Below are 17,822 nucleotides of genomic sequence, written 5' to 3'. Positions count from 1 at the left end.
GGATTTCGCTCCTTATCTTGGCTTTACTAAGTATAATGGTTGTCCATACTCTACAAGTTGGCCATTTTCAACAAGGACTTCCACAATCTCACCTTCAACTTCAGCTTCAATTTCATTAAATAATTTCATCGCTTCAACAATACAAACGACAGAGTCCTCTTTAACCTGAGATCCGACCTGAACATATGGTGGAGTTTCCGGTGATGAAGATTGATAATATGTACCGACCATTGGAGAAGTTACGGTGTGAAGATTACTAGTATCGACATCTGATTGTTGTGATGCAGCTTCTACTTGACTCGTTGTAACCGTCGCTACAGAGTCTATGTTCATTGGTTGACTAACTGCTGCTTGAATTGTTGGTGCTTGTGCAACAGATGCTGCTGGTAATACTGATTGTACTTGTGCAGCACCTACATTTTTTTTCATTTCAATTTTCGATCCATCATGTTCAAATACAAATTCCTCGATATCAGATTGATCAATAAGTTTTATAAGTTCACGAATTTCTTGAATTTTTAACATTCATGACACTCCTTTTCATTTATGAGTAGCTGCTAATATCATATTATAAAACAGCACAACAATTCAATGCTAGATACTAAAGAGTTGATTTTTTTATTTAAAAAGTGACGGAGGGGGTCTTAATTCTCCCCTCCGTCAAAGTCATTTTACCTTATCAAATTGTACAGTCGCTACAATTTCCGTACCAATTTCCTCCCTGACAACATTTAATATTTTCGCAGCCTCTGCTCGGCTATGCTCATCTGCTGTTTTTACTGTCACTTTCACTTCACTACCATCCGCTCTCACTAAAGCATCTTCATATCCTAATCCTTTAATGACACTTTCCAAAGTATTTTCCTTCACTCCATATTCTTTTATTTCTTGCATTTCAGCGTATAACTCCTCTTTTTCATCCGCGCTCAGTTCTGCTGAACTCATTTGGACCGTTAAATCTTCTACTTCCTTGCTACGCTTGTCTTGAAGATCTAATCGTGCCGTCTCAAACACTTCATCTCCAGCGGCTTCTGTAATAATATTCATATCTTGATCTTCAGCAGATGTTTTGCTATTAGCCTCTGATGCATCTTCTTTTCCAATGGTTGCTATATTACTTCCACTTGGATCTGATGTCACATAATAAACAGATAAAACCACCACTAAACTTAACATTGTCAAGAGCCAAACTGTTTGTTTTTTTAATAGCATTTAAGAATCCCCCTTTGATTTTTTAGGCATAACTGCTACCTTATGACTAGGTACGTCAAGTGATCTCGTTACAGCTTCAATAATCCAACTCTTCACTTGAATATTTTCTGCTCCTCCCGCCACAACAAGTACACCTTTAATATTTGGTTTTCGTGTTTCAGAAATAAGCGGCACCTCTTTTTCACCTTCTCGAATAGTTACGAGCTGTTCATCATGTGATTGATCTTCTACCTGCCTTTTACCACCCTTATCATCCTCTTCACTCGTTGTTTGATTTTTCAAAGTGGAGTTTTTTTCATATACCTGACTTTCAGTTGAATCGACATTGACTACTACTGTAACGGAATGCACTCCCACAATTTGTTCCAAAGCTTCTTTCAATTGATTTTCATACTGATCTTCATATATCTTCATTCCATTATTTTTTCCAGTTTCTTTCTGTTTGAATACCTCCGTGCTGCTATCATCACTTGGTTCCTCATTTAAAGCAGTCACTGGTGTTGATACGGGATTCTTCCCCCAAATATTTCCCATTAACATAAAGGCCGCACCTATTAAAAGCACGATAAGCAAATAATAATGTTTTCCTGGTTTTTTACCTGTTGTATTTTCTCCTAGTTTGTCCTTTATCCAATCAAGAGGCCCGTTTTTGTTGTCCATCTTCTTCATCGGTTCCTCCTTTCGGGACAATTTCGATAATCGAAACTGGTATTTCCCAGCTTGCAGAAAGTGTTTCAAGGATGCTTGTGTGATCTACTGGCGTGTGCTTATTGCTGCTTTCTTTGATGTTAATGTTCACAGGAGTGACATGAGATATTTTCTCTTCATTTTCCACAATCACAACTTTCACACTTTTTAAGTGTTCCATCGTCGGTTCTTCTGCGCCATCTGCTAATATTTGTATGTTCGTAATAGTTACATCAAATTTTTCCATCAACTCCTTCTCCACTTCTGTTTTCATGAGGACAGCCAGTTGCTCTAATGTATATGCATCCTGTGAAGCTTGTATTTCTCTTTTTTTCATTTCTATTAAACTTTCTTGCGTTTGAACATTTGCATTTATTTCTGGAGATATCGATTTTAATACAGAATCAAAATCGGTTGACAATATTTTGAAAACAGGTGACAAAATAATCCCTATTAAAAGTAAACCCGTCACAAGCTTTGCGTATTTTTTCATATTTGAATCAGGAAGTAGCATATCGATAACCATTGCGAGTAATAAAAATATAATGATATTTAAAATCCATTCACTTAAAAGAGCCATGCTACTCCCTCCTTATCGGACCATCATTGTAATATTACCTGAAGCAATAAGGATCGTAATACTAAGAAAGAACATGAATGATACGATCGCAAGCGAAGCAAATATATATAACATATTTTTACTAACAATATTCAAACATTCGATGACGGGCCCATCTCCAAGCGGCTGCATGAAAGCTGCAGCAAGTTTATAAATGAAAGAAATCGCTAATATTTTTATCGCTGGAAAAACGGCAATTAATAATACAATTGCTGCACCTGCAATCCCAACGGTATTTTTCAAAAGTAATGAAGCTGTAATAACAGTATCCGCGGCATCCGTAAACATGCGTCCTACTACGGGAATTGCATTGCCCGCCACAAACTTGGCAGTTTTTATTGCTACACCATCCGCTACTGCTGTAGCTGCACCTTGTACCGATATAACCCCTAGTAATATTGTCACGAATATGCCAAGAATACCTACGCTTAATTTTTGCAATAATCCGGAAAGTTGTGTGACTTTAAACTGGCCACTTAATGCACTTGTAATGCTAAGCAATGTGGAGAGAAACAATAGAGGAAGTACAATATTTTTAATGACTATTCCGCTCATATTAATAAGAAAAATTAATACTGGATGAAAGAAAGCCGAAGATGCCACACCTCCTGATGAAGCAATTAACGCAAGAACTAATGGCAGTAAAGCAAAAATAAATTGGCTCATTGCGTCAATAGCCTCCATTGCATAATCAGCCGCTATTCGAAAACTGTTTAATGTCATAATAATCAGTACCATAAAAATGACAGAATAAGCGACTTTACTTACTGCTCCATTTTCAAAGGCATTGTGCAAAGATTGCAAAATCGCACTAAAAATAGACAACATAATAATAGATCCAAGCAACTTTGCATTCATTAATACTTCTTGAAAGGTAAATGCAAGTAAGCCTTTGAACCAACCTTCTATCGAAAATACTTTATCACCTTTTACAAATTCAAGTAATGACCCCCTTTGACTTTCCGGCAAATAACTACCATATTCTGAGACTATCGCATCCCAGTACTCTGTTAATTCTTCAAGACCTAGATTGTTTATCTGTTGAGAGACATAATCTGTATTTGGATCAATTACTTCATTTTCATCCTCGATAGCTTGTACATTTTCTGAGTCGATGAAAAATAAGAAGCAGGCCAATAGCAAAAGTATGAGCTTCATATTTTTTCTCATTAGGTCCACTCCGTTCATACACTCGCTTTACCTTGCGGGCATCATTTGAATAATTGTTTCAATCATTGCGGTTAAGATGGGAACAGCCATTGCTAATATTAATATTTTTCCGGCTAATTCCACCTTTGCTGCTATTGCTCCAAGTCCAGCATCCTTACTGATATGGGCTGCAAATTCTGCAATATATGCGATGCCGATAATTTTCAAAATCGTTTTTACATACATCATATTTATATTCGCATTAGCTGCTAACTGCTCAATCATCGTAAGTATGACTTGTATTTGATCAACTAGAAAAATAAATATCCCACTACCAACAAATAAAACAAGCAAAAATGCGAAATTCGGTTTTTGATCTTTAATAGCTAAGGCAAGAAATGTCGTAATTAAAGCAATACCCGCTATTTGTAGGATGGCAATCGTGTTCCCCTCCCCTCACTGAAATAAAAATACTGATCTTATTTTTTGAAACAAATCGTCCACTATTGTTACAACCATAAATAAAATATAAATAAATCCAAATAATGTAACCCATTGCGCATATTCTTTTTTCCCTACTTGATCGAGAATCGTGTGAAGAAAAGCAACGACGATCCCTACTCCAGCTATTTTAAATATGACGTCAACATCTATGCCCATTTCTCTTCCTCCCATCACTACATAAGCAGAATAATTATTAATACACCTGTCAATACGCCTAGACTTTTCGCCATTTTCTCATAACTTTTCTGCTTTTCTCTTGCATTTTCTTCTTCTCTTTCAAGATGTGATAGGGCTAGCATGATTTGTTTTTGCTGGGTTTGCCTGTCATGCTTGCCAAGATTTTCTCCAAATTGTAGGAGGATTTCAAACTCACTCCGTTGTAATGCTGTTAAATTCCATGTTTCATTCAAGCTTTCCTCCCATGCAGACATAACCGTTGCTCCTGCTACTGCTAATTTTTCTGCGAACGATTGATAATGTACAGAAACAGGCTTTGGCAGCTGTGAAGCAATTCGCAATGCAGCCTCTCCTAATGGCGCATGACCAAACATTATTTCCGCTTCTAACGTTTGTAGTGAGTTTCTAAATAACCTAAGTTGTTTTGTCCGTTGACTTAATCGCTTGGAAAATTCGAATCCTGCCCATGATGTTGCAACAATAATAAAAATAGCTCCAATCAGTTTAAGCATGATGCAACAGCGTTGTTTTATTAATAATGGGATGACCTTCTGCATCTGTAATCACCGTTACAGTCCCGGGCCCTTTTTCTCGAGACAGGCCAATCACTCGTTCAAAAACACTTTGTTCAAAAATTTCTTTCAACATTGGTCTATTTTTTACTTCTGTTATATTTCGTCCATGTGTAGTCATAATTAATTTAATCCCTGCATTCACAGCTTCTAAAATAGCAGCACTGTCCTCCTGTCGCCCTATTTCGTCTACAATCAATATATCTGGGCTCATAGAACGAATCATCATCATCATCCCTTCTGCCTTAGGACAGGCGTCTAGCACGTCCACCCTTGGTCCTAAATGCAATTGTGGTTCTCCATGAACACAACCCGCAATTTCGGATCTCTCATCGACTATTCCAACTTTTAATGATGGAATCCGATTCTTTTTCATGCCTCCAGATGCAATTCTTGCGAGATCTCTTAATAATGTTGTTTTTCCCGCCTGAGGGGCACCAATAATCATTGTATTCTTCCAATTTTGATCAAATAAATATGGTACATACTTTTCAGCGACCCCAATTTTTTCACGTGCGATTCTAATATTAAATGACGCTAAGTGTCTAATCGCTTTTACATATCCATTTTCTAAGATTACTTTTCCAGCTAGCCCAACGCGATGACCGCCTGCTATAGTTATATAGCCTTTTTTTAATTCTTCATCAAGTGTATAAAAAGAGTGATTAGCCAATTTACTAATAAATTGATCTGCATCTTCCTTCGTAAAAATATAATGGAGGAAGTGAGGCAGCCCACTAGCAGATACTTCCACTGGTCTTCCGATTCTTAATCTAATTTCTTCGATTTTCTCTATCAAATCATGAGGTAGATTGCGAATCATTTTTCTAATTTCCTCTGGTATATATTGCAATACGATTTCCATCTGGCTCCTCCTCCGCACATCGTCCACTATCTAATATGTATTCGGCCAAGCCTGAAATATGAAGAATGAACAAACAAAAAAAGCCAAGGAATGATTCCTTGACCTTTAAAAGTTAAAAACACATGGCGGGCGTTCAATTGAACTAGCCTCCATCATGTTTAATATTTTTTTAGGAAAAAAGCCTTCATTTTAAAACTCATGCTCTTGAAACATATGAACCATCTGTAGTATTAACGACTAATTTATCGCCAACGTTTACGAAAAATGGAACTTGAACGATTAGTCCTGTCTCCATTGTTGCCGGTTTATGGCCACCAGATGCTGTATCGCCTTTAATACCAGGATCCGTTTCTGTTACTTCTAGCTCCACGCTGTTTGGCAATTCCACACCTAATGTTTCACCATTATACATCATTACATGAACTTCCATATTTTCTTGTAAGAATTTCAATTCATATTCAATTTGAGCTTCCGGAAGTTCTAGCTGCTCATATGTGTTACTATCCATAAACACATGCATGTCTCCAGATGCATATAAATATTGCATCGTTTTATTATCAATTTGCGCTCGTTCTACTTTTTCTCCCGCACGGAAAGTTTTTTCCTGAATAGCACCGTTTCGTAAGTTTCTCAATTTAGAGCGTACGAATGCCGCCCCTTTACCTGGCTTTACGTGTTGAAAGTCCATCACACGCCAAATACTGCCATCCACCTCTATCGTTAATCCTGTTCTAAATTCGTTTACTGAAATCATCTAATTTCCTCCTTCTGCTCACTTATAAAATAATTAAGTCTTTCGTTGAATGCGTAAGTGTTTCATTACCTGTTTCTGTGATGACTGTATCATCTTCAATTCTTACTCCACCGATTCCTGGCAAATAAATACCGGGCTCGACTGTGACAACCATTCCAGGTTCAAGTTTCGTTTCGGAACGCTTAGACAGCCCAGGTCCTTCGTGCACTTCCAATCCAATTCCATGTCCTAAGGAATGACCAAAATATTCTCCATAACCTTTTTCGGTGATATAATCTCTAGCAATTGCATCTGCTTCTATTCCTGTCATTCCAGGTCTAATTTGCTCCATCGCTCTCAGCTGAGATTCAAGCACAACCTCGTAAATTTCTTTTAATTTCCCTGAAGGGTCGCCAACGGCAATTGTTCTCGTTATATCTGATATATACCCTTTATGTAACGCCCCGTAATCCATCGTAACGAAATCGCCTTTTTCAATTATTTTCTCACTTGCAACTCCATGAGGTAACGCAGACCTTACACCTGACGCAACAATAATATCAAAAGAGGAAGATTCCGCTCCACTTTTTCTCATAAAAAACTCTAGTTCATTTGCTACTTCTAACTCGGTTAATCCTGGCTTAATGAAATCTAGGATATGTTTAAATGCAGCATCGGCAATGTCAGCCGCCTCTTTAATCACACTCAACTCATGGTTGGTTTTAATTAGGCGCATATCTTCTAATAGATTAGAAACAGGGACAAGTTCAGATTCCACGGCTTCTTTATATTCATTCCAGAGCGCATAAGACATATGATCTTGTTCAAAGCCGAGTTTCCTGATACCAAGTGTTTTTGCGTGTTCAGCCACTTCTTTAACTATCGACCCTGTATGTTGAACAATATCAAAGTTAGTAGCTTGCTTCGCCGCTTGCTCCGTATAACGAAAATCGGTAATAAACAATGCTTTATCACTATTAATTAGTGCGATACCAGCAGTGCCCGTAAAATTCGTCACATAACGGCGATTATATGTACTAGTAATTAATAAACCGTCGATGCCATGTTTCTTCATTTGTTCTCGCAATTTATTCAGTTTACCCATTTTATCCTCTCCCCTGTATATAATCTTTCATTGCTCGCAATGCCAGTTCATAGCCATAAAAACCAAAACCGACAATTTGCCCAATCGTTACAGGGGCAGTTACGGAGTGGCTTCTAAATTCCTCTCTTTTATGGACATTGGATATATGAATTTCAATAACAGGAAGAGCATTTCCAGCTATGGCATCCCGTAATGCGATACTATAATGCGTCAACGCTCCCGGATTAATAAGAATGCCTTGAAAACCATTCGCTTCTCCCTGTTGAATTTCATCAATCAATAAACCTTCATAATTTGATTGTATGCAAACAACTTCCATACCAAGTTTGGTCCCAATTTTTATTACATTTTCTTCAAGCTGTTCCAGTGTGCCTGCTCCATAAATTTCAGGCTCACGCTTGCCGAGCATATTTAAGTTTGGACCATTTAGCAAAAGTATTTTCAACATCCTCACACCCTAAATAAGACTGTTCATCATGCATATTCTATCATAAATGATGAAATCAGTCCTAACCAACAGCAAAATTTTTATTGATTTATATTTGTTTTTTTCAATTGTTGCTGTTCATTATACTCATAGGAAATAGAAAAGCCGATAAAAGTGCCATAAATAATGAAAAAACATAACTCGGTAAGCATCGTAATAAAATCATATTTGTAAATGGGCTTCATTCCAGCAATCAAAGCCGGTAATCCGATGAATAATACAAGGTAAATGGCAATTCCATAAGCTAATCCCCAGTATAAAGATGTTTTCTTCCTTAATAACAAATAATAAAAAAGCGCGACTGCAATCGAGATTAACCCATATAAAATAATAGTAATGGTGACTCCTAACCATTCTTGTTTCCATACTCCATTTATCGGCGCTAAGATTATCGCTGGACTAATGGATGTAAAGTGAAAATAATGAGCAAGATAACAAAATGCACTTCCAAGTATACCCGCTATAAAGCCTGTTATCACAGTTAGCATCATGAGTGGAACTTGATATGAACCTATGGCTTTTTCATTTTCCATTTTAAACACCTCCAGTATTTAGCATGTCCATACAAAATAGATTTTTTCATAAAAAATATTCTTTTGTGGTTATAAATTCATTTTTACAGTAAAATGAAAGTGATACATTATTTCATTTATCTAAATTCAAAATAAGTTGGTGTCTATATGAAACAAACGCAAAAAGCCGCCTACGGTGGGCAAGCTGTTGTAGAAGGCGTAATGTTTGGTGGTAAACACCACACAGTTACTGCAATTCGCAGAAAAGACAGTTCCATCGACTTTTTTCATCTACCTAGAAAAACACGCCCGATCATGCAAAAGTTAAAGAAAATTTCTTTTATTCGTGGTATTGTCGCAATTATTGAAGCAAGTGCGAATGGTTCTCAACATTTAACCTATTCTACTGATCGATATGATGTATACCCTGCAGACGATGAACAAATAAAAGAAGAAAAAACATCTAAAACTACTTTAATACTAAGTGTGGCAGCAATTGGTGTACTTTCTTTTCTTTTTTCAAAGTTTATCTTTACACTCATCCCTGTCTTTTTAGCGGCATTAACAAAGCCGATCTTTCCTAGTGATATTGCTCAGGTTTTAATTGAAGGTCTGTTTAAACTCATTCTTTTACTCGGCTATATTTACTTTATTTCAATGACACCTATGATTAAGCGAGTATTTCAATATCATGGTGCTGAGCATAAAGTGATCAATGCATATGAAAATAATTTGGAATTAACAGTAGAAAATGTCCAAGCAATGTCCAGACTCCATTACAGATGTGGTAGTAGCTTTATGCTTTTCACAGTAATTGTTGGTGTGTTTATTTATATGCTTGTCCCAACAGATCCACTTTGGGTGAGGGTATTAAATAGAATTGCATTAATTCCAGTTGTTTTAGGGGTTTCTTTTGAAGTGTTGCAATTAACGAATAAAGTTCGTCATATACCTGTTCTACGTTTTCTTGGCTATCCGGGATTATGGCTTCAATTGCTAACTACAAAAGAACCTGATAATGAACAAGTAGAAGTTGCTCTTGCCTCGTTTAATGAATTGCTAAAAGTGGAAAAGGAAAAAGAAGAACAATTAAAAATCGTTTGATAGAAGTATAAAGATAGGTCTTATTGGGGAAAATGCACATGAATCCTGAGGAGGTGGCGCTCTTGAATATACGGAAATGGTTTGTAGGTGGCATTCTTCTGTTGGCAGTGATTGGTGTCGTTACACGTTTATGGGTTAATCCTGTAGGGCTCTTAAAACAAATCATGTTCACTGGTATTATGGTAGCTGCTATTTATGTTATCTATCGGATTTGGGTTGGTAGAAAAGAAGGAACAGATGGAAAAAGATCGTATGCGATGGCTGTAAAACAATCAAAAAAGCGAACGAAAAAACAGCAGACTGCTAGTAAGTTTAGCAGCCCGCCCCGACAAAGACCTTTAAGAAAAAAGTCTACTGCTCATTTAACAGTTATTGAAGGCAAAAAGAATAAGCCTAAAAGTAAGAAAAAAGACAGAGCCGTATTTTAGGCCCACAAAAGCTTTAGTGCCTGTGAATTTGTCTCCTTTCTGAAATAGTAAGTGTTAATAACAAGGAGTTTTCGCTTTTCTGGCTATCTAGCTTCAGCTGCCCAACGATTAGCAAACTTCAGGATTCTTCCTGTGATAAGCAAACATCGGTTCAACTTACAGGCGCTTACCGTGTTTCCTTTATCTCGTCAGAATGAAAGGATCCTTGACTCTAAGAACGCTGCATCTTGCGGCAACATCGACGCACCCACGTCCTGTGGGCGCAGTTTGTACATCGCTTATCGGGCACCTTCCGCTTTTCTATTAATACGTCCATTTTTTTAGAAATAATTTAGCTCTTGTGCGTCCTCTTTCCATGAGGGCTTCTTTTTTTTCTTCTGTTAATGAAAATTCAGTTGTCACCCCTTCTTCCATAGGAATGAAAATGATATCCTTTTCATGTTTCCTAGAAATATACCTTGCATCATGTGCTTCTTTCATTGTACTGAACAATCGTTCAAATAAATGTAAAGCATTTTTAATTTCCTTTTTTGGTTGTTCTTCCTGTTTATAACTCAATTTTATGCCAATTATTGGTCTTGTTCTTTGTTGCTTTTCATTCTCAAACAACCAAATAGGAAAATTACTGAGCAAGCCCCCATCGACAATAATATTAGTTCCAGAAAGGGAGCGGAGTTTGATAGGCTCAAAAAAGAAAGGTAGCCCACTGCTCATTCTTATGGCCCTCGCAACAGGAAAAGTTTCTTTTGGTATACCATACGTATCTAGATCATCTGGTAAGACGAGAAGGCTACCTGTTGATAAATCAGATGCGATGACCCGTAATTTATCTTTTGGCAAATCGGAAAAAGTATATATACCTTTGATAGCTAATTTTTTTCCAATCCATTCCTCTAATGCATTGCCTCGGTATAATCCCATTCTCCAGTAAACTAATAACCATTTGGCTAAAGGAAAAGGCAATAATGTCCGGCGAAAGTCTAGAAATTCTTTTATTTCTGTTTCCTTCATTAGCTCCATCATTTCTTTACTCGTATATCCTGCCGCAATAAATGCTGCCATTATTGCTCCAGCACTTGTTCCCGCGAGTCTATTAAATACAAAACCTTTAGATTCTAATACTTCATATGCTCCAATGATCGCAAAACCTTTAATTCCCCCTCCTGAAAATACACCATCAATTTCCATCCCCCCACACACCCTTCCCTTAAAAAGACTCTATATTATCTTTAGGGAAAAACCCTTACAAATAGAACAAAAACAGGCGACCTTTTGAGGGGTCGCCTGTACATATTTTTATTGGCTATGATTTTCGAATAAAAGCGGGTCTAATTATCACTTTTTACGTTGCTGAACATGTAACTTTAAAATAAAGTTTGCTCAAAAGTACCTCATAAATCCAAATTTTGCGTGAAATTAAAAGAACCTATTCTGAAAAAAGATTGATCAAAACGGATACTTTATTTGTGATGTATTGTACAATTTTTATAAAAAAGTTTGATCATTTTCTGAGGCCCGATCTTCAAGAAAAGCGCCCGATTGCCACATACTTCCAAGTAATATCACTGTATGCTTTTATTCAATCTATCAGCTGACCACTTTATAAAAGATACCCATGAGTTTTGTAACAGATATTTAAACTTCTACAAAATTAATTTATTCCCATTCATCAGATATATGAAATCTAATTCTATCCTTATTTGTTGGAATCCCATTATTTATTTTTTCCCATATGCCATTTTCAAATAGTTCGTATTGTTCAAAGGCAAAAGGCAATCCGTTTGCAGTAGCTATGTCACTACTATCCATAAGTTGAAAATGCAAATGCGGAGCAAAGGAGTTACCTGAATGACCAACTCTACCAATAACTTCACCTTTTTTCACACGCTGACCAACTGAAACCTGAATTGACCCTGTTTGAAGATGGACTAATCCAGCATATACATTGTCGGCACATTCTATAATAATGTAGTTGCCAGCAACTGATTGTATGTCGTCTTTTTTCGGATCGAAATAATGGGCATTTTTAAAAGCCTTAGACATATCTGAAAGCATTTTTGTTTTTTCTCGTTCTTTATAACCATCCTCTGCTTGGACAATGATTCCGTCACAAGGAGCAAATACTTCTTGCCCCCAACAATAATATTCATCTAAGGGAACCCCAAAAAGTAGATATTGCGCCAAACTAGTGCGATAGGCGGGCCAGCCCTTTCTTTCCCAATCCACTTGAATAAAGTCATAAGCATATCTTGATCCTAATTGGTTTGTGCCGTGACTCGGAATTTTTGTTCCCGGCGTGTTAGGAGAATACCATTCACCTCTCAAAGGAAACTCTACAATTATCGGCTTACGTGCGTCAATCATCTCATATCCCTCCAGTAGGATGCTTTATACCTAACTCATCTGCAATTACAATTGTTTCTTCCAACGTCAATAAGGAAATTGTCCTCGAATATCGATAAATAAATCTAAATATTCAGTTATATTAAGGTGGTTTTGTTCTAGATCTGATAAAAACTCATGCTGCCTATTTATTTTTATTCCTTTTAAGCGTGTAAGCGACCTTTTGAGGATACATCTTAAATCTTTATCCACAGTTTGCACCAATGCCTGAACCTCGTCCTTCTTTAATCCATTTCTCCATTCTAGATGTTCTTGTTCTATTTGACACAAAAACACCCCTTTAGATAATGATACCCAAAGGGAAGAAACGGTACAACTTTATTCAAAACGGTTAAACTTTATTTCAGAGCCATAGAACATGTAGCTTTAAAATAAAGTTTGCTCAAAAATACTTCACAAACCCAAATTTTACGTGAAATTAAAAGAACCCATTTTGAAAAAAAGATTGATCAAAACGGATTCTTTATTTGTGAAATATTGTACATTTTTTATAAAAAAGTTTGATCATTTTCTGAAATCCGATCTTTAACAAAAGCAACTGATGCTTGATGATCGTTCCATCATAATTACCAAAGAAATTATTTACCAGATCTGTTTTTTAACAAAGTTGATTTTATTGCTCATCCATTTATTGAATTCATTAACTGGAAGAAGTATTCAGGTTTATGAGTCTTATTCAGGTTATACCATGAAGGTAATGTATCTGGTGCAAATACATCTAATTTTTTCAGTACTTCCATCGCAAATTCCAAAGGAGCTATTCCTGATGCAGTAACTAAATTCGCATCAGATACCGCAGGTCCCACCTCATAGAACTTTTCTCCTTTATAGTTAGGGCATACCATTTTAGTGTATTCTAAATTATTACTTGTATGCTTTCTAGTATCTAAGTATCCCATATTCGCAAGGGCCTCAGTTGCACCACAAATTGCAGCAACAATAGTGCCAAGCTCTAAAGCTTGGCCAATTCTTTCCAAGATAGGTTGATGAATTTCTTCACTCCAAGTAGTCCCTCCTGGTAAAATTAAAAGATCTTTACTCTCAAGGGTACATTCATCAAGGGAAATATCTGGTTTTATGCTCAGTCCTCCCATAGTAGTAATCATTTCTTTATTAGCTCCTACTGTAATTACTTTTAAAGGCATTAAATCCTTTTTGAAATATCTTCCCGAGTTTAGTTCAGCAATTAAATATCCATATTCCCAGTCCGACATTGTATTAAATACATATAGAAAAGCTTTTTTTGTTTGCATCCAATAACACTCCAATCACAATTGATATAGCCTAATTATAATAAAACTTCCCTGACAGCTACCGTCAGGGAAGTTTTCATACTTGATAAAATTTTATTAAATCAGACAAAACTTCAACAAGTCTTTTCTTAAGATTTATTGGCTCAATAACTTTAATAGATTTATTGTACGGTAAAAGTAAATAAGGTACATATGTATATAGCATATCTTTTTCAAGAAGAAAAACTGCTTGATTTGAAGTCCGTTCTTGTAAATAATGTCCTAAAAACCAATGTTGGCAAATATCAGCCAATACACTTTTATCCCCATTAATAACCAAAGAAATAATCCCTTGCTTATCTTCTAAAGTTGGAAGAAGATTTTTCATAAAAAAGTCACGTGCTGAAAAATTTTCTGGCCGGTTAAACTTATTTTCGGTTAGCATTAGACTTTCCATTCGATCTACTCTAAAACTACGGATATTATTCCTAAGATGACAAAATCCAATCATATACCACTTATTATTCCAATAGATAATTCTATACGGATCGACCAATCTATAATTTAATTGCTTTTTGCCACTCTTAGAGTAAAGAATTTTTACTGAGTACCCGTCAGTAACGGACATCTCCAACTCCTTCAAAAGGGATTCCAGAGAGAGAGAACTTAATCTACTTATTACTTCAAGACTAGTTAAATGTTGGTTTATCTTTGTTTCCTGCTCTTGATTTGAGTATTTACTTAGTTTTGAAATGGCTCTATTTAGTGCTTCCCCTCCATAATATCCGGCTTCTTCTGCAAAAACAGCAGCGTGAAATAGTGAAGTTTGCTCCTCAAAATCAAAAAAAAGAGGAGCCTCAATAAAATTGTTCAATAAAGTGTATCCACCGTTATGTCCTGGTTCTGAAATTATAGGTACGCCACTTGTTGAAAGTGTATCAATATAACGATACACAGTCCTTATATTCATTTCTAACTTTTCTGAAATTTGTTCGGCAGTAATTTTTTCACCTGAACGAAGCATCCATAAAATTGCTAACATATTGTCAATTTTAGGCATATCATTCCACCTCTATAGTAATAAGGAAACTTTACTGTATTCACATTTAATTATAACTTATTTCCTTATTTTATCTCTTGTTAGGTTTAAGTATAATTCTTCACAATTGATGAAGAGACATTTTGAATATTCAACCACGTTTCTAATCTGAGCCAATCCTAAAGCCACGCCCGCCCTTCTTTAATCCATTTATCTATTTTAGATGTTCTAGTTCTTTCAGACATTAAAAAACACCTCTTTAGATAATAAATCCAAAGAGGTATTTCTTCGCACCCTTTTTATAAACATCGCAACTTTATTTCAAAGCCACAAACGGGCCTATACACTTTTTTATAGTCCACATTTGAGTTGTGCGTTGCAGTTGTCACATGTATTGCAACCGCCGATTTCCATTACTTGGCCTTTTCGGCATACGGGGCATGTGTTTCCAAGTTCAGAACCAATTGTTACGCTTGTTGAGCGTAGATCTTGAATAGTATCAACTAAAACAACTGGTTGCTGCTGCTTAAACTCAAGCTGTTCACTAACTTCCATGCTATTGTCTTCAGCTTTTAATGTCAGTACCTGTGAATCACGACTGCCATCCACATACACTGTACCACCTTTTGCCCCACCTTTGTATAGACGCTCATATACTTGTTCAACTTGTTCAACAGCATAGCCTTTAGGCGCATTTACAGTTTTTGAAATGGAACTATCGATCCAGCGCTGGATAACACATTGCACATCAGCGTGTGCTTCAGGTGCAAGTGACATAGCTGTAACAAACCAGTTCGGTAATTGATCAGCATCTGCATCTGGATTTGCTTGTAAATAATCTTCTACGATATCCGCCTTTACTTCAATAAACTTGCCTAGACGACCACTGCGGTAATATGTGAAAGAGAAATAAGGCTCTAAACCTGTAGAAACGCCAACCATTGTTCCAGTAGATCCCGTTGGGGCAACAGTTAACAGATGCGAATTTCTAATTCCTGTTTCCAGAATCGATTCACGAACATCATCCGGCATTTGCTTCATGTATCCAGTGTTAATAAATGCTTCACGTAATCTAATTGTTTCTTCCTGTGAATTTCCTGTTAAGAATGGGAAGCTACCCTTCTCTTGAGCAAGTTCCACCGATTCACGGTAAGCTGTCGTAGCCATTGCTTCGAATACTTGATCGACAAGCTCATTTCCTTCAGGCGATCCGTATTCTTTCTCACAATAGATTAATAAATCTGCGAGGCCCATAACGCCAAGGCCGACACGTCGTTCACCAAGTGCCTGTTTCTTATTATCTTCTAGGAAGTACGGTGTAGCATCAATGACATTATCCTGCATTCGTACGCCGATTTTTACTGTTTCTTTTAACTTCTCAAAATCAACTGTTTTATTTTCTCTATCTACCATTTGAGCAAGATTCACAGCTGCAAGGTTGCAGACTGAATACGGGGCAAGTGGTTGTTCCCCACACGGGTTTGTTGCTACTACCTTTTGACCATACGCTTTTGCATTTGTCATTTCGTTCGCATTGTCAATAAAGAAAATGCCCGGTTCTGCAGAGTATGTCGCACAAATATTGATCAAGTTCCATAATTCTTTTGCCTTGATTTTTCGGTATGAGCGAATTTTATATCCCATCTCTTCCCACTCGCGCACATCTCCAACTTTTTGCCACTCTTCGTTATAGGCTTTCATCTCTTCCGCATCATAATTTTCAACATCAGGGAAGCGTAAATCGTATGCCTCATCATTTTCAACAGCATCCATAAATTCTTTTGTGAGACAGACAGAAATATTAGCACCTGTCAAAAACTCGGGATTATGAACAGAATATGTACCACCCTCAGTCAATTTACCCTCAGCCTCACGGAAGATTCTTTCATCAAAACCACCAAAACCAGGTATATTTCGATAATTGAGCACACCTTGATACATCGCTTCCTCGGAATCAGTAAGAGGCGTAAATTTCAACTTATCCTTGGCATGTTTCTTAATAACCGGATCAGTCGTATTTTCAATTAAGAATTTTAAAATACGCGGGTTTTGCATTTTAGAAATAATAAATTCAACAATATCAGGATGCCAATCCGCAAGCATAATCATTTGCGCACCACGTCTTGACCCGCCTTGTTCCACAAGATGCGTTAGTTTAGCAATATCATCAAGCCAAGATACTGAACCGGAAGATTTTCCGTTTACTCCCCTTGCTAATGTATTACGTGGTCTTAATGTTGAACCGTTCGTTCCAACTCCACCGCCACGGCTCATTATTTCCATCACCTGTTTACGGTGCTCCGAAATGCCTTCACGTGAATCTGCGACAAATGGCATGACGTAACAATTGAAAAAAGTTACTTCTGTTTCCGATCCTGCTCCGTAAAGTACACGGCCAGCCGGCACAAAGTTAAGGCTCGAAAGTTCGTTATAAAACTTTTCGAACCACTCTTGTCGTTTTTCTTCTGTTTTTTCTACTGAGGCAAGTCCCGTAGCATTTCGCTTGGCAATCTGTTCGTAGAAAACTTCAAGGGGTTTTTCAATTATATCAATTGGACGGATAATAATTCCTGATTCTCTTTCTTCTGGTTCGTCAAGTGCACTTCGGAATTCTTCTTCTACAATAACAGTTGCAGTTTTTGCTTCCCAGTCAATTGATTGAAGGAATCCTAAACCTCTAGCAGGGAATTTAGGGTCTTCCTTAATTGTTAATACGACAAAGTCACCAGCCGTTAATGTGAGTTTTTCTGTATCCTTAAAAGCATAGCGGTCAAGCATTACAAGCCGCGATACCCCTTTATGAGTAATCTTCATATCTGCTGTAATTGGATGAACCTGTGTAAATAATTGAATGTCTTCATTCAGCCTATCGACATTTAAACTGATTTTTTTTATGTCTACTGTAGACATTACAACAACTCCTTTATATAATCGATCTCAGTGATGCCTTATTTAAATGCATAACTTCTTAAGTTAAGTTACCATACTTGTACC

General features: G+C 36.8%; 20 protein-coding genes and 1 pseudogene. 2 read left to right on the top strand and 19 right to left on the bottom strand.

Annotated features, from left to right (window positions below):
- Positions 1-12: 12 nt before the first annotated feature.
- The 13 genes from accB to BLE01S_RS04015 all read right to left on the bottom strand — a co-directional run bounded on the left by accB (position 13) and on the right by BLE01S_RS04015 (position 8,643).
- The gene (gene accB / locus BLE01S_RS04075; RefSeq protein WP_066137481.1) at positions 13-525 is read right to left on the bottom strand and encodes an acetyl-CoA carboxylase biotin carboxyl carrier protein; all 513 of its coding nucleotides are present in this window, start codon (positions 523-525) and stop codon (positions 13-15) included.
- Between the two features lie 141 nt (positions 526-666).
- Positions 667-1,212, bottom strand: coding sequence for a SpoIIIAH-like family protein (locus BLE01S_RS04070; protein WP_066137480.1), 546 nt, complete (start codon positions 1,210-1,212; stop codon positions 667-669).
- On the bottom strand, positions 1,213-1,872 hold the full coding sequence (spoIIIAG, locus tag BLE01S_RS04065) for a stage III sporulation protein AG (RefSeq protein ID WP_066140845.1): 660 nt from the start codon (positions 1,870-1,872) through the stop codon (positions 1,213-1,215).
- Positions 1,847-2,479: a stage III sporulation protein AF gene (gene spoIIIAF, locus BLE01S_RS04060; RefSeq protein WP_066137479.1), complete on the bottom strand. Its 633-nt coding sequence runs from the start codon at positions 2,477-2,479 to the stop codon at positions 1,847-1,849. Before spoIIIAF ends, spoIIIAG begins: the two co-directional genes overlap by 26 nt.
- 12 nt (positions 2,480-2,491) lie before the next feature.
- A complete protein-coding gene (spoIIIAE, locus tag BLE01S_RS04055; RefSeq protein ID WP_066137478.1) occupies positions 2,492-3,688 on the bottom strand; it encodes a stage III sporulation protein AE in 1,197 nt (398 codons plus the stop codon).
- 27 nt (positions 3,689-3,715) lie between these two features.
- Positions 3,716-4,102, bottom strand: coding sequence for a stage III sporulation protein AD (gene spoIIIAD, locus BLE01S_RS04050; RefSeq protein WP_082788581.1), 387 nt, complete (start codon positions 4,100-4,102; stop codon positions 3,716-3,718).
- 21 nt (positions 4,103-4,123) lie between these two features.
- On the bottom strand, positions 4,124-4,327 hold the full coding sequence (gene spoIIIAC, locus BLE01S_RS04045) for a stage III sporulation protein AC (protein ID WP_066137476.1): 204 nt from the start codon (positions 4,325-4,327) through the stop codon (positions 4,124-4,126).
- 17 nt (positions 4,328-4,344) lie between these two features.
- Positions 4,345-4,860: a stage III sporulation protein SpoIIIAB gene (gene spoIIIAB, locus BLE01S_RS04040; RefSeq protein WP_066137475.1), complete on the bottom strand. Its 516-nt coding sequence runs from the start codon at positions 4,858-4,860 to the stop codon at positions 4,345-4,347.
- Positions 4,853-5,785, bottom strand: a complete 933-nt coding sequence (gene spoIIIAA, locus BLE01S_RS04035; RefSeq protein WP_066137474.1) for a stage III sporulation protein AA — start codon at positions 5,783-5,785, stop codon at positions 4,853-4,855. The genes spoIIIAB and spoIIIAA overlap by 8 nt, the downstream gene beginning before the upstream one ends.
- 196 nt (positions 5,786-5,981) lie before the next feature.
- The gene (gene efp, locus BLE01S_RS04030; RefSeq protein WP_066137473.1) at positions 5,982-6,539 is read right to left on the bottom strand and encodes an elongation factor P; all 558 of its coding nucleotides are present in this window, start codon (positions 6,537-6,539) and stop codon (positions 5,982-5,984) included.
- A 22-nt stretch (positions 6,540-6,561) separates the two neighbouring features.
- Positions 6,562-7,623, bottom strand: coding sequence for a M24 family metallopeptidase (locus tag BLE01S_RS04025; protein ID WP_066137472.1), 1,062 nt, complete (start codon positions 7,621-7,623; stop codon positions 6,562-6,564).
- A 1-nt stretch (position 7,624) separates the two neighbouring features.
- Positions 7,625-8,071 carry a type II 3-dehydroquinate dehydratase gene (aroQ, locus tag BLE01S_RS04020; protein WP_066137471.1) on the bottom strand — a complete coding sequence of 149 codons (447 nt, stop codon included), beginning with the start codon at positions 8,069-8,071 and terminating at the stop codon, positions 7,625-7,627.
- An 80-nt stretch (positions 8,072-8,151) separates the two neighbouring features.
- Positions 8,152-8,643 carry a YqhR family membrane protein gene (locus BLE01S_RS04015; protein WP_066137470.1) on the bottom strand — a complete coding sequence of 164 codons (492 nt, stop codon included), beginning with the start codon at positions 8,641-8,643 and terminating at the stop codon, positions 8,152-8,154.
- Positions 8,644-8,790: 147 nt separating this feature from the next.
- Here BLE01S_RS04015 and BLE01S_RS04010 point away from each other — a divergent pair, with 147 nt between their 5' ends.
- Complete coding sequence (locus BLE01S_RS04010; protein WP_066137469.1) at positions 8,791-9,726, top strand: DUF1385 domain-containing protein; 936 nt, start codon at positions 8,791-8,793, stop codon at positions 9,724-9,726.
- 62 nt (positions 9,727-9,788) lie between these two features.
- The gene (locus BLE01S_RS04005; protein ID WP_066137468.1) at positions 9,789-10,154 is read left to right on the top strand and encodes an SA1362 family protein; all 366 of its coding nucleotides are present in this window, start codon (positions 9,789-9,791) and stop codon (positions 10,152-10,154) included.
- Between the two features lie 303 nt (positions 10,155-10,457).
- Here BLE01S_RS04005 and BLE01S_RS04000 read toward each other — a convergent pair whose 3' ends face one another.
- The 6 genes and pseudogenes from BLE01S_RS04000 to BLE01S_RS03975 form a co-directional block, all read right to left on the bottom strand.
- Positions 10,458-11,342 (bottom strand): patatin-like phospholipase family protein, encoded by an 885-nt coding sequence (locus tag BLE01S_RS04000; protein ID WP_066137467.1) that lies wholly within the window; start codon positions 11,340-11,342, stop codon positions 10,458-10,460.
- A 468-nt stretch (positions 11,343-11,810) separates the two neighbouring features.
- A complete protein-coding gene (locus BLE01S_RS03995; protein ID WP_066137466.1) occupies positions 11,811-12,518 on the bottom strand; it encodes a M23 family metallopeptidase in 708 nt (235 codons plus the stop codon).
- Positions 12,519-12,531: 13 nt separating this feature from the next.
- Positions 12,532-12,825: pseudogene (locus BLE01S_RS03990) on the bottom strand (heteromeric transposase endonuclease subunit TnsA); the annotation flags it as partial.
- A 352-nt stretch (positions 12,826-13,177) separates the two neighbouring features.
- Positions 13,178-13,810: a type 1 glutamine amidotransferase family protein gene (locus tag BLE01S_RS03985; RefSeq protein ID WP_066137465.1), complete on the bottom strand. Its 633-nt coding sequence runs from the start codon at positions 13,808-13,810 to the stop codon at positions 13,178-13,180.
- 76 nt (positions 13,811-13,886) lie between these two features.
- Positions 13,887-14,849: a helix-turn-helix transcriptional regulator gene (locus BLE01S_RS03980; protein WP_066137464.1), complete on the bottom strand. Its 963-nt coding sequence runs from the start codon at positions 14,847-14,849 to the stop codon at positions 13,887-13,889.
- Positions 14,850-15,179: 330 nt separating this feature from the next.
- On the bottom strand, positions 15,180-17,738 hold the full coding sequence (locus tag BLE01S_RS03975; RefSeq protein ID WP_066137463.1) for a vitamin B12-dependent ribonucleotide reductase: 2,559 nt from the start codon (positions 17,736-17,738) through the stop codon (positions 15,180-15,182).
- Positions 17,739-17,822 lie beyond the last annotated feature (84 nt).

This window comes from Lederbergia lenta NBRC 16444 (assembly GCF_001591545.1).
Lineage (GTDB): Bacteria > Bacillota > Bacilli > Bacillales > Bacillaceae_C > Lederbergia > Lederbergia lenta.
The sequence above is the reverse complement of the archived record's forward strand: the minus strand, read 5'-3'. Positions and strand labels throughout refer to the sequence as shown.

Excerpts from the sequence above, each read along its gene's own strand:
- accB (WP_066137481.1), bottom strand. The coding sequence starts at position 525 with ATGTTAAAAATTCAAGAAATTCGTGAACTTATAAAACTTATTGATCAA.
- BLE01S_RS04070 (WP_066137480.1), bottom strand. The coding sequence starts at position 1,212 with ATGCTATTAAAAAAACAAACAGTTTGGCTCTTGACAATGTTAAGTTTA.
- spoIIIAG (WP_066140845.1), bottom strand. The coding sequence starts at position 1,872 with ATGGACAACAAAAACGGGCCTCTTGATTGGATAAAGGACAAACTAGGA.
- spoIIIAF (WP_066137479.1), bottom strand. The coding sequence starts at position 2,479 with ATGGCTCTTTTAAGTGAATGGATTTTAAATATCATTATATTTTTATTA.
- spoIIIAE (WP_066137478.1), bottom strand. The coding sequence starts at position 3,688 with ATGAGAAAAAATATGAAGCTCATACTTTTGCTATTGGCCTGCTTCTTA.
- spoIIIAC (WP_066137476.1), bottom strand. The coding sequence starts at position 4,327 with ATGGGCATAGATGTTGACGTCATATTTAAAATAGCTGGAGTAGGGATC.
- spoIIIAB (WP_066137475.1), bottom strand. The coding sequence starts at position 4,860 with ATGCTTAAACTGATTGGAGCTATTTTTATTATTGTTGCAACATCATGG.
- spoIIIAA (WP_066137474.1), bottom strand. The coding sequence starts at position 5,785 with ATGGAAATCGTATTGCAATATATACCAGAGGAAATTAGAAAAATGATT.
- efp (WP_066137473.1), bottom strand. The coding sequence starts at position 6,539 with ATGATTTCAGTAAACGAATTTAGAACAGGATTAACGATAGAGGTGGAT.
- BLE01S_RS04025 (WP_066137472.1), bottom strand. The coding sequence starts at position 7,623 with ATGGGTAAACTGAATAAATTGCGAGAACAAATGAAGAAACATGGCATC.
- aroQ (WP_066137471.1), bottom strand. The coding sequence starts at position 8,071 with ATGTTGAAAATACTTTTGCTAAATGGTCCAAACTTAAATATGCTCGGC.
- BLE01S_RS04015 (WP_066137470.1), bottom strand. The coding sequence starts at position 8,643 with ATGGAAAATGAAAAAGCCATAGGTTCATATCAAGTTCCACTCATGATG.
- BLE01S_RS04010 (WP_066137469.1), top strand. The coding sequence starts at position 8,791 with ATGAAACAAACGCAAAAAGCCGCCTACGGTGGGCAAGCTGTTGTAGAA.
- BLE01S_RS04000 (WP_066137467.1), bottom strand. The coding sequence starts at position 11,342 with ATGGAAATTGATGGTGTATTTTCAGGAGGGGGAATTAAAGGTTTTGCG.
- BLE01S_RS03995 (WP_066137466.1), bottom strand. The coding sequence starts at position 12,518 with ATGATTGACGCACGTAAGCCGATAATTGTAGAGTTTCCTTTGAGAGGT.
- BLE01S_RS03985 (WP_066137465.1), bottom strand. The coding sequence starts at position 13,810 with ATGCAAACAAAAAAAGCTTTTCTATATGTATTTAATACAATGTCGGAC.
- BLE01S_RS03980 (WP_066137464.1), bottom strand. The coding sequence starts at position 14,849 with ATGCCTAAAATTGACAATATGTTAGCAATTTTATGGATGCTTCGTTCA.
- BLE01S_RS03975 (WP_066137463.1), bottom strand. The coding sequence starts at position 17,738 with ATGTCTACAGTAGACATAAAAAAAATCAGTTTAAATGTCGATAGGCTG.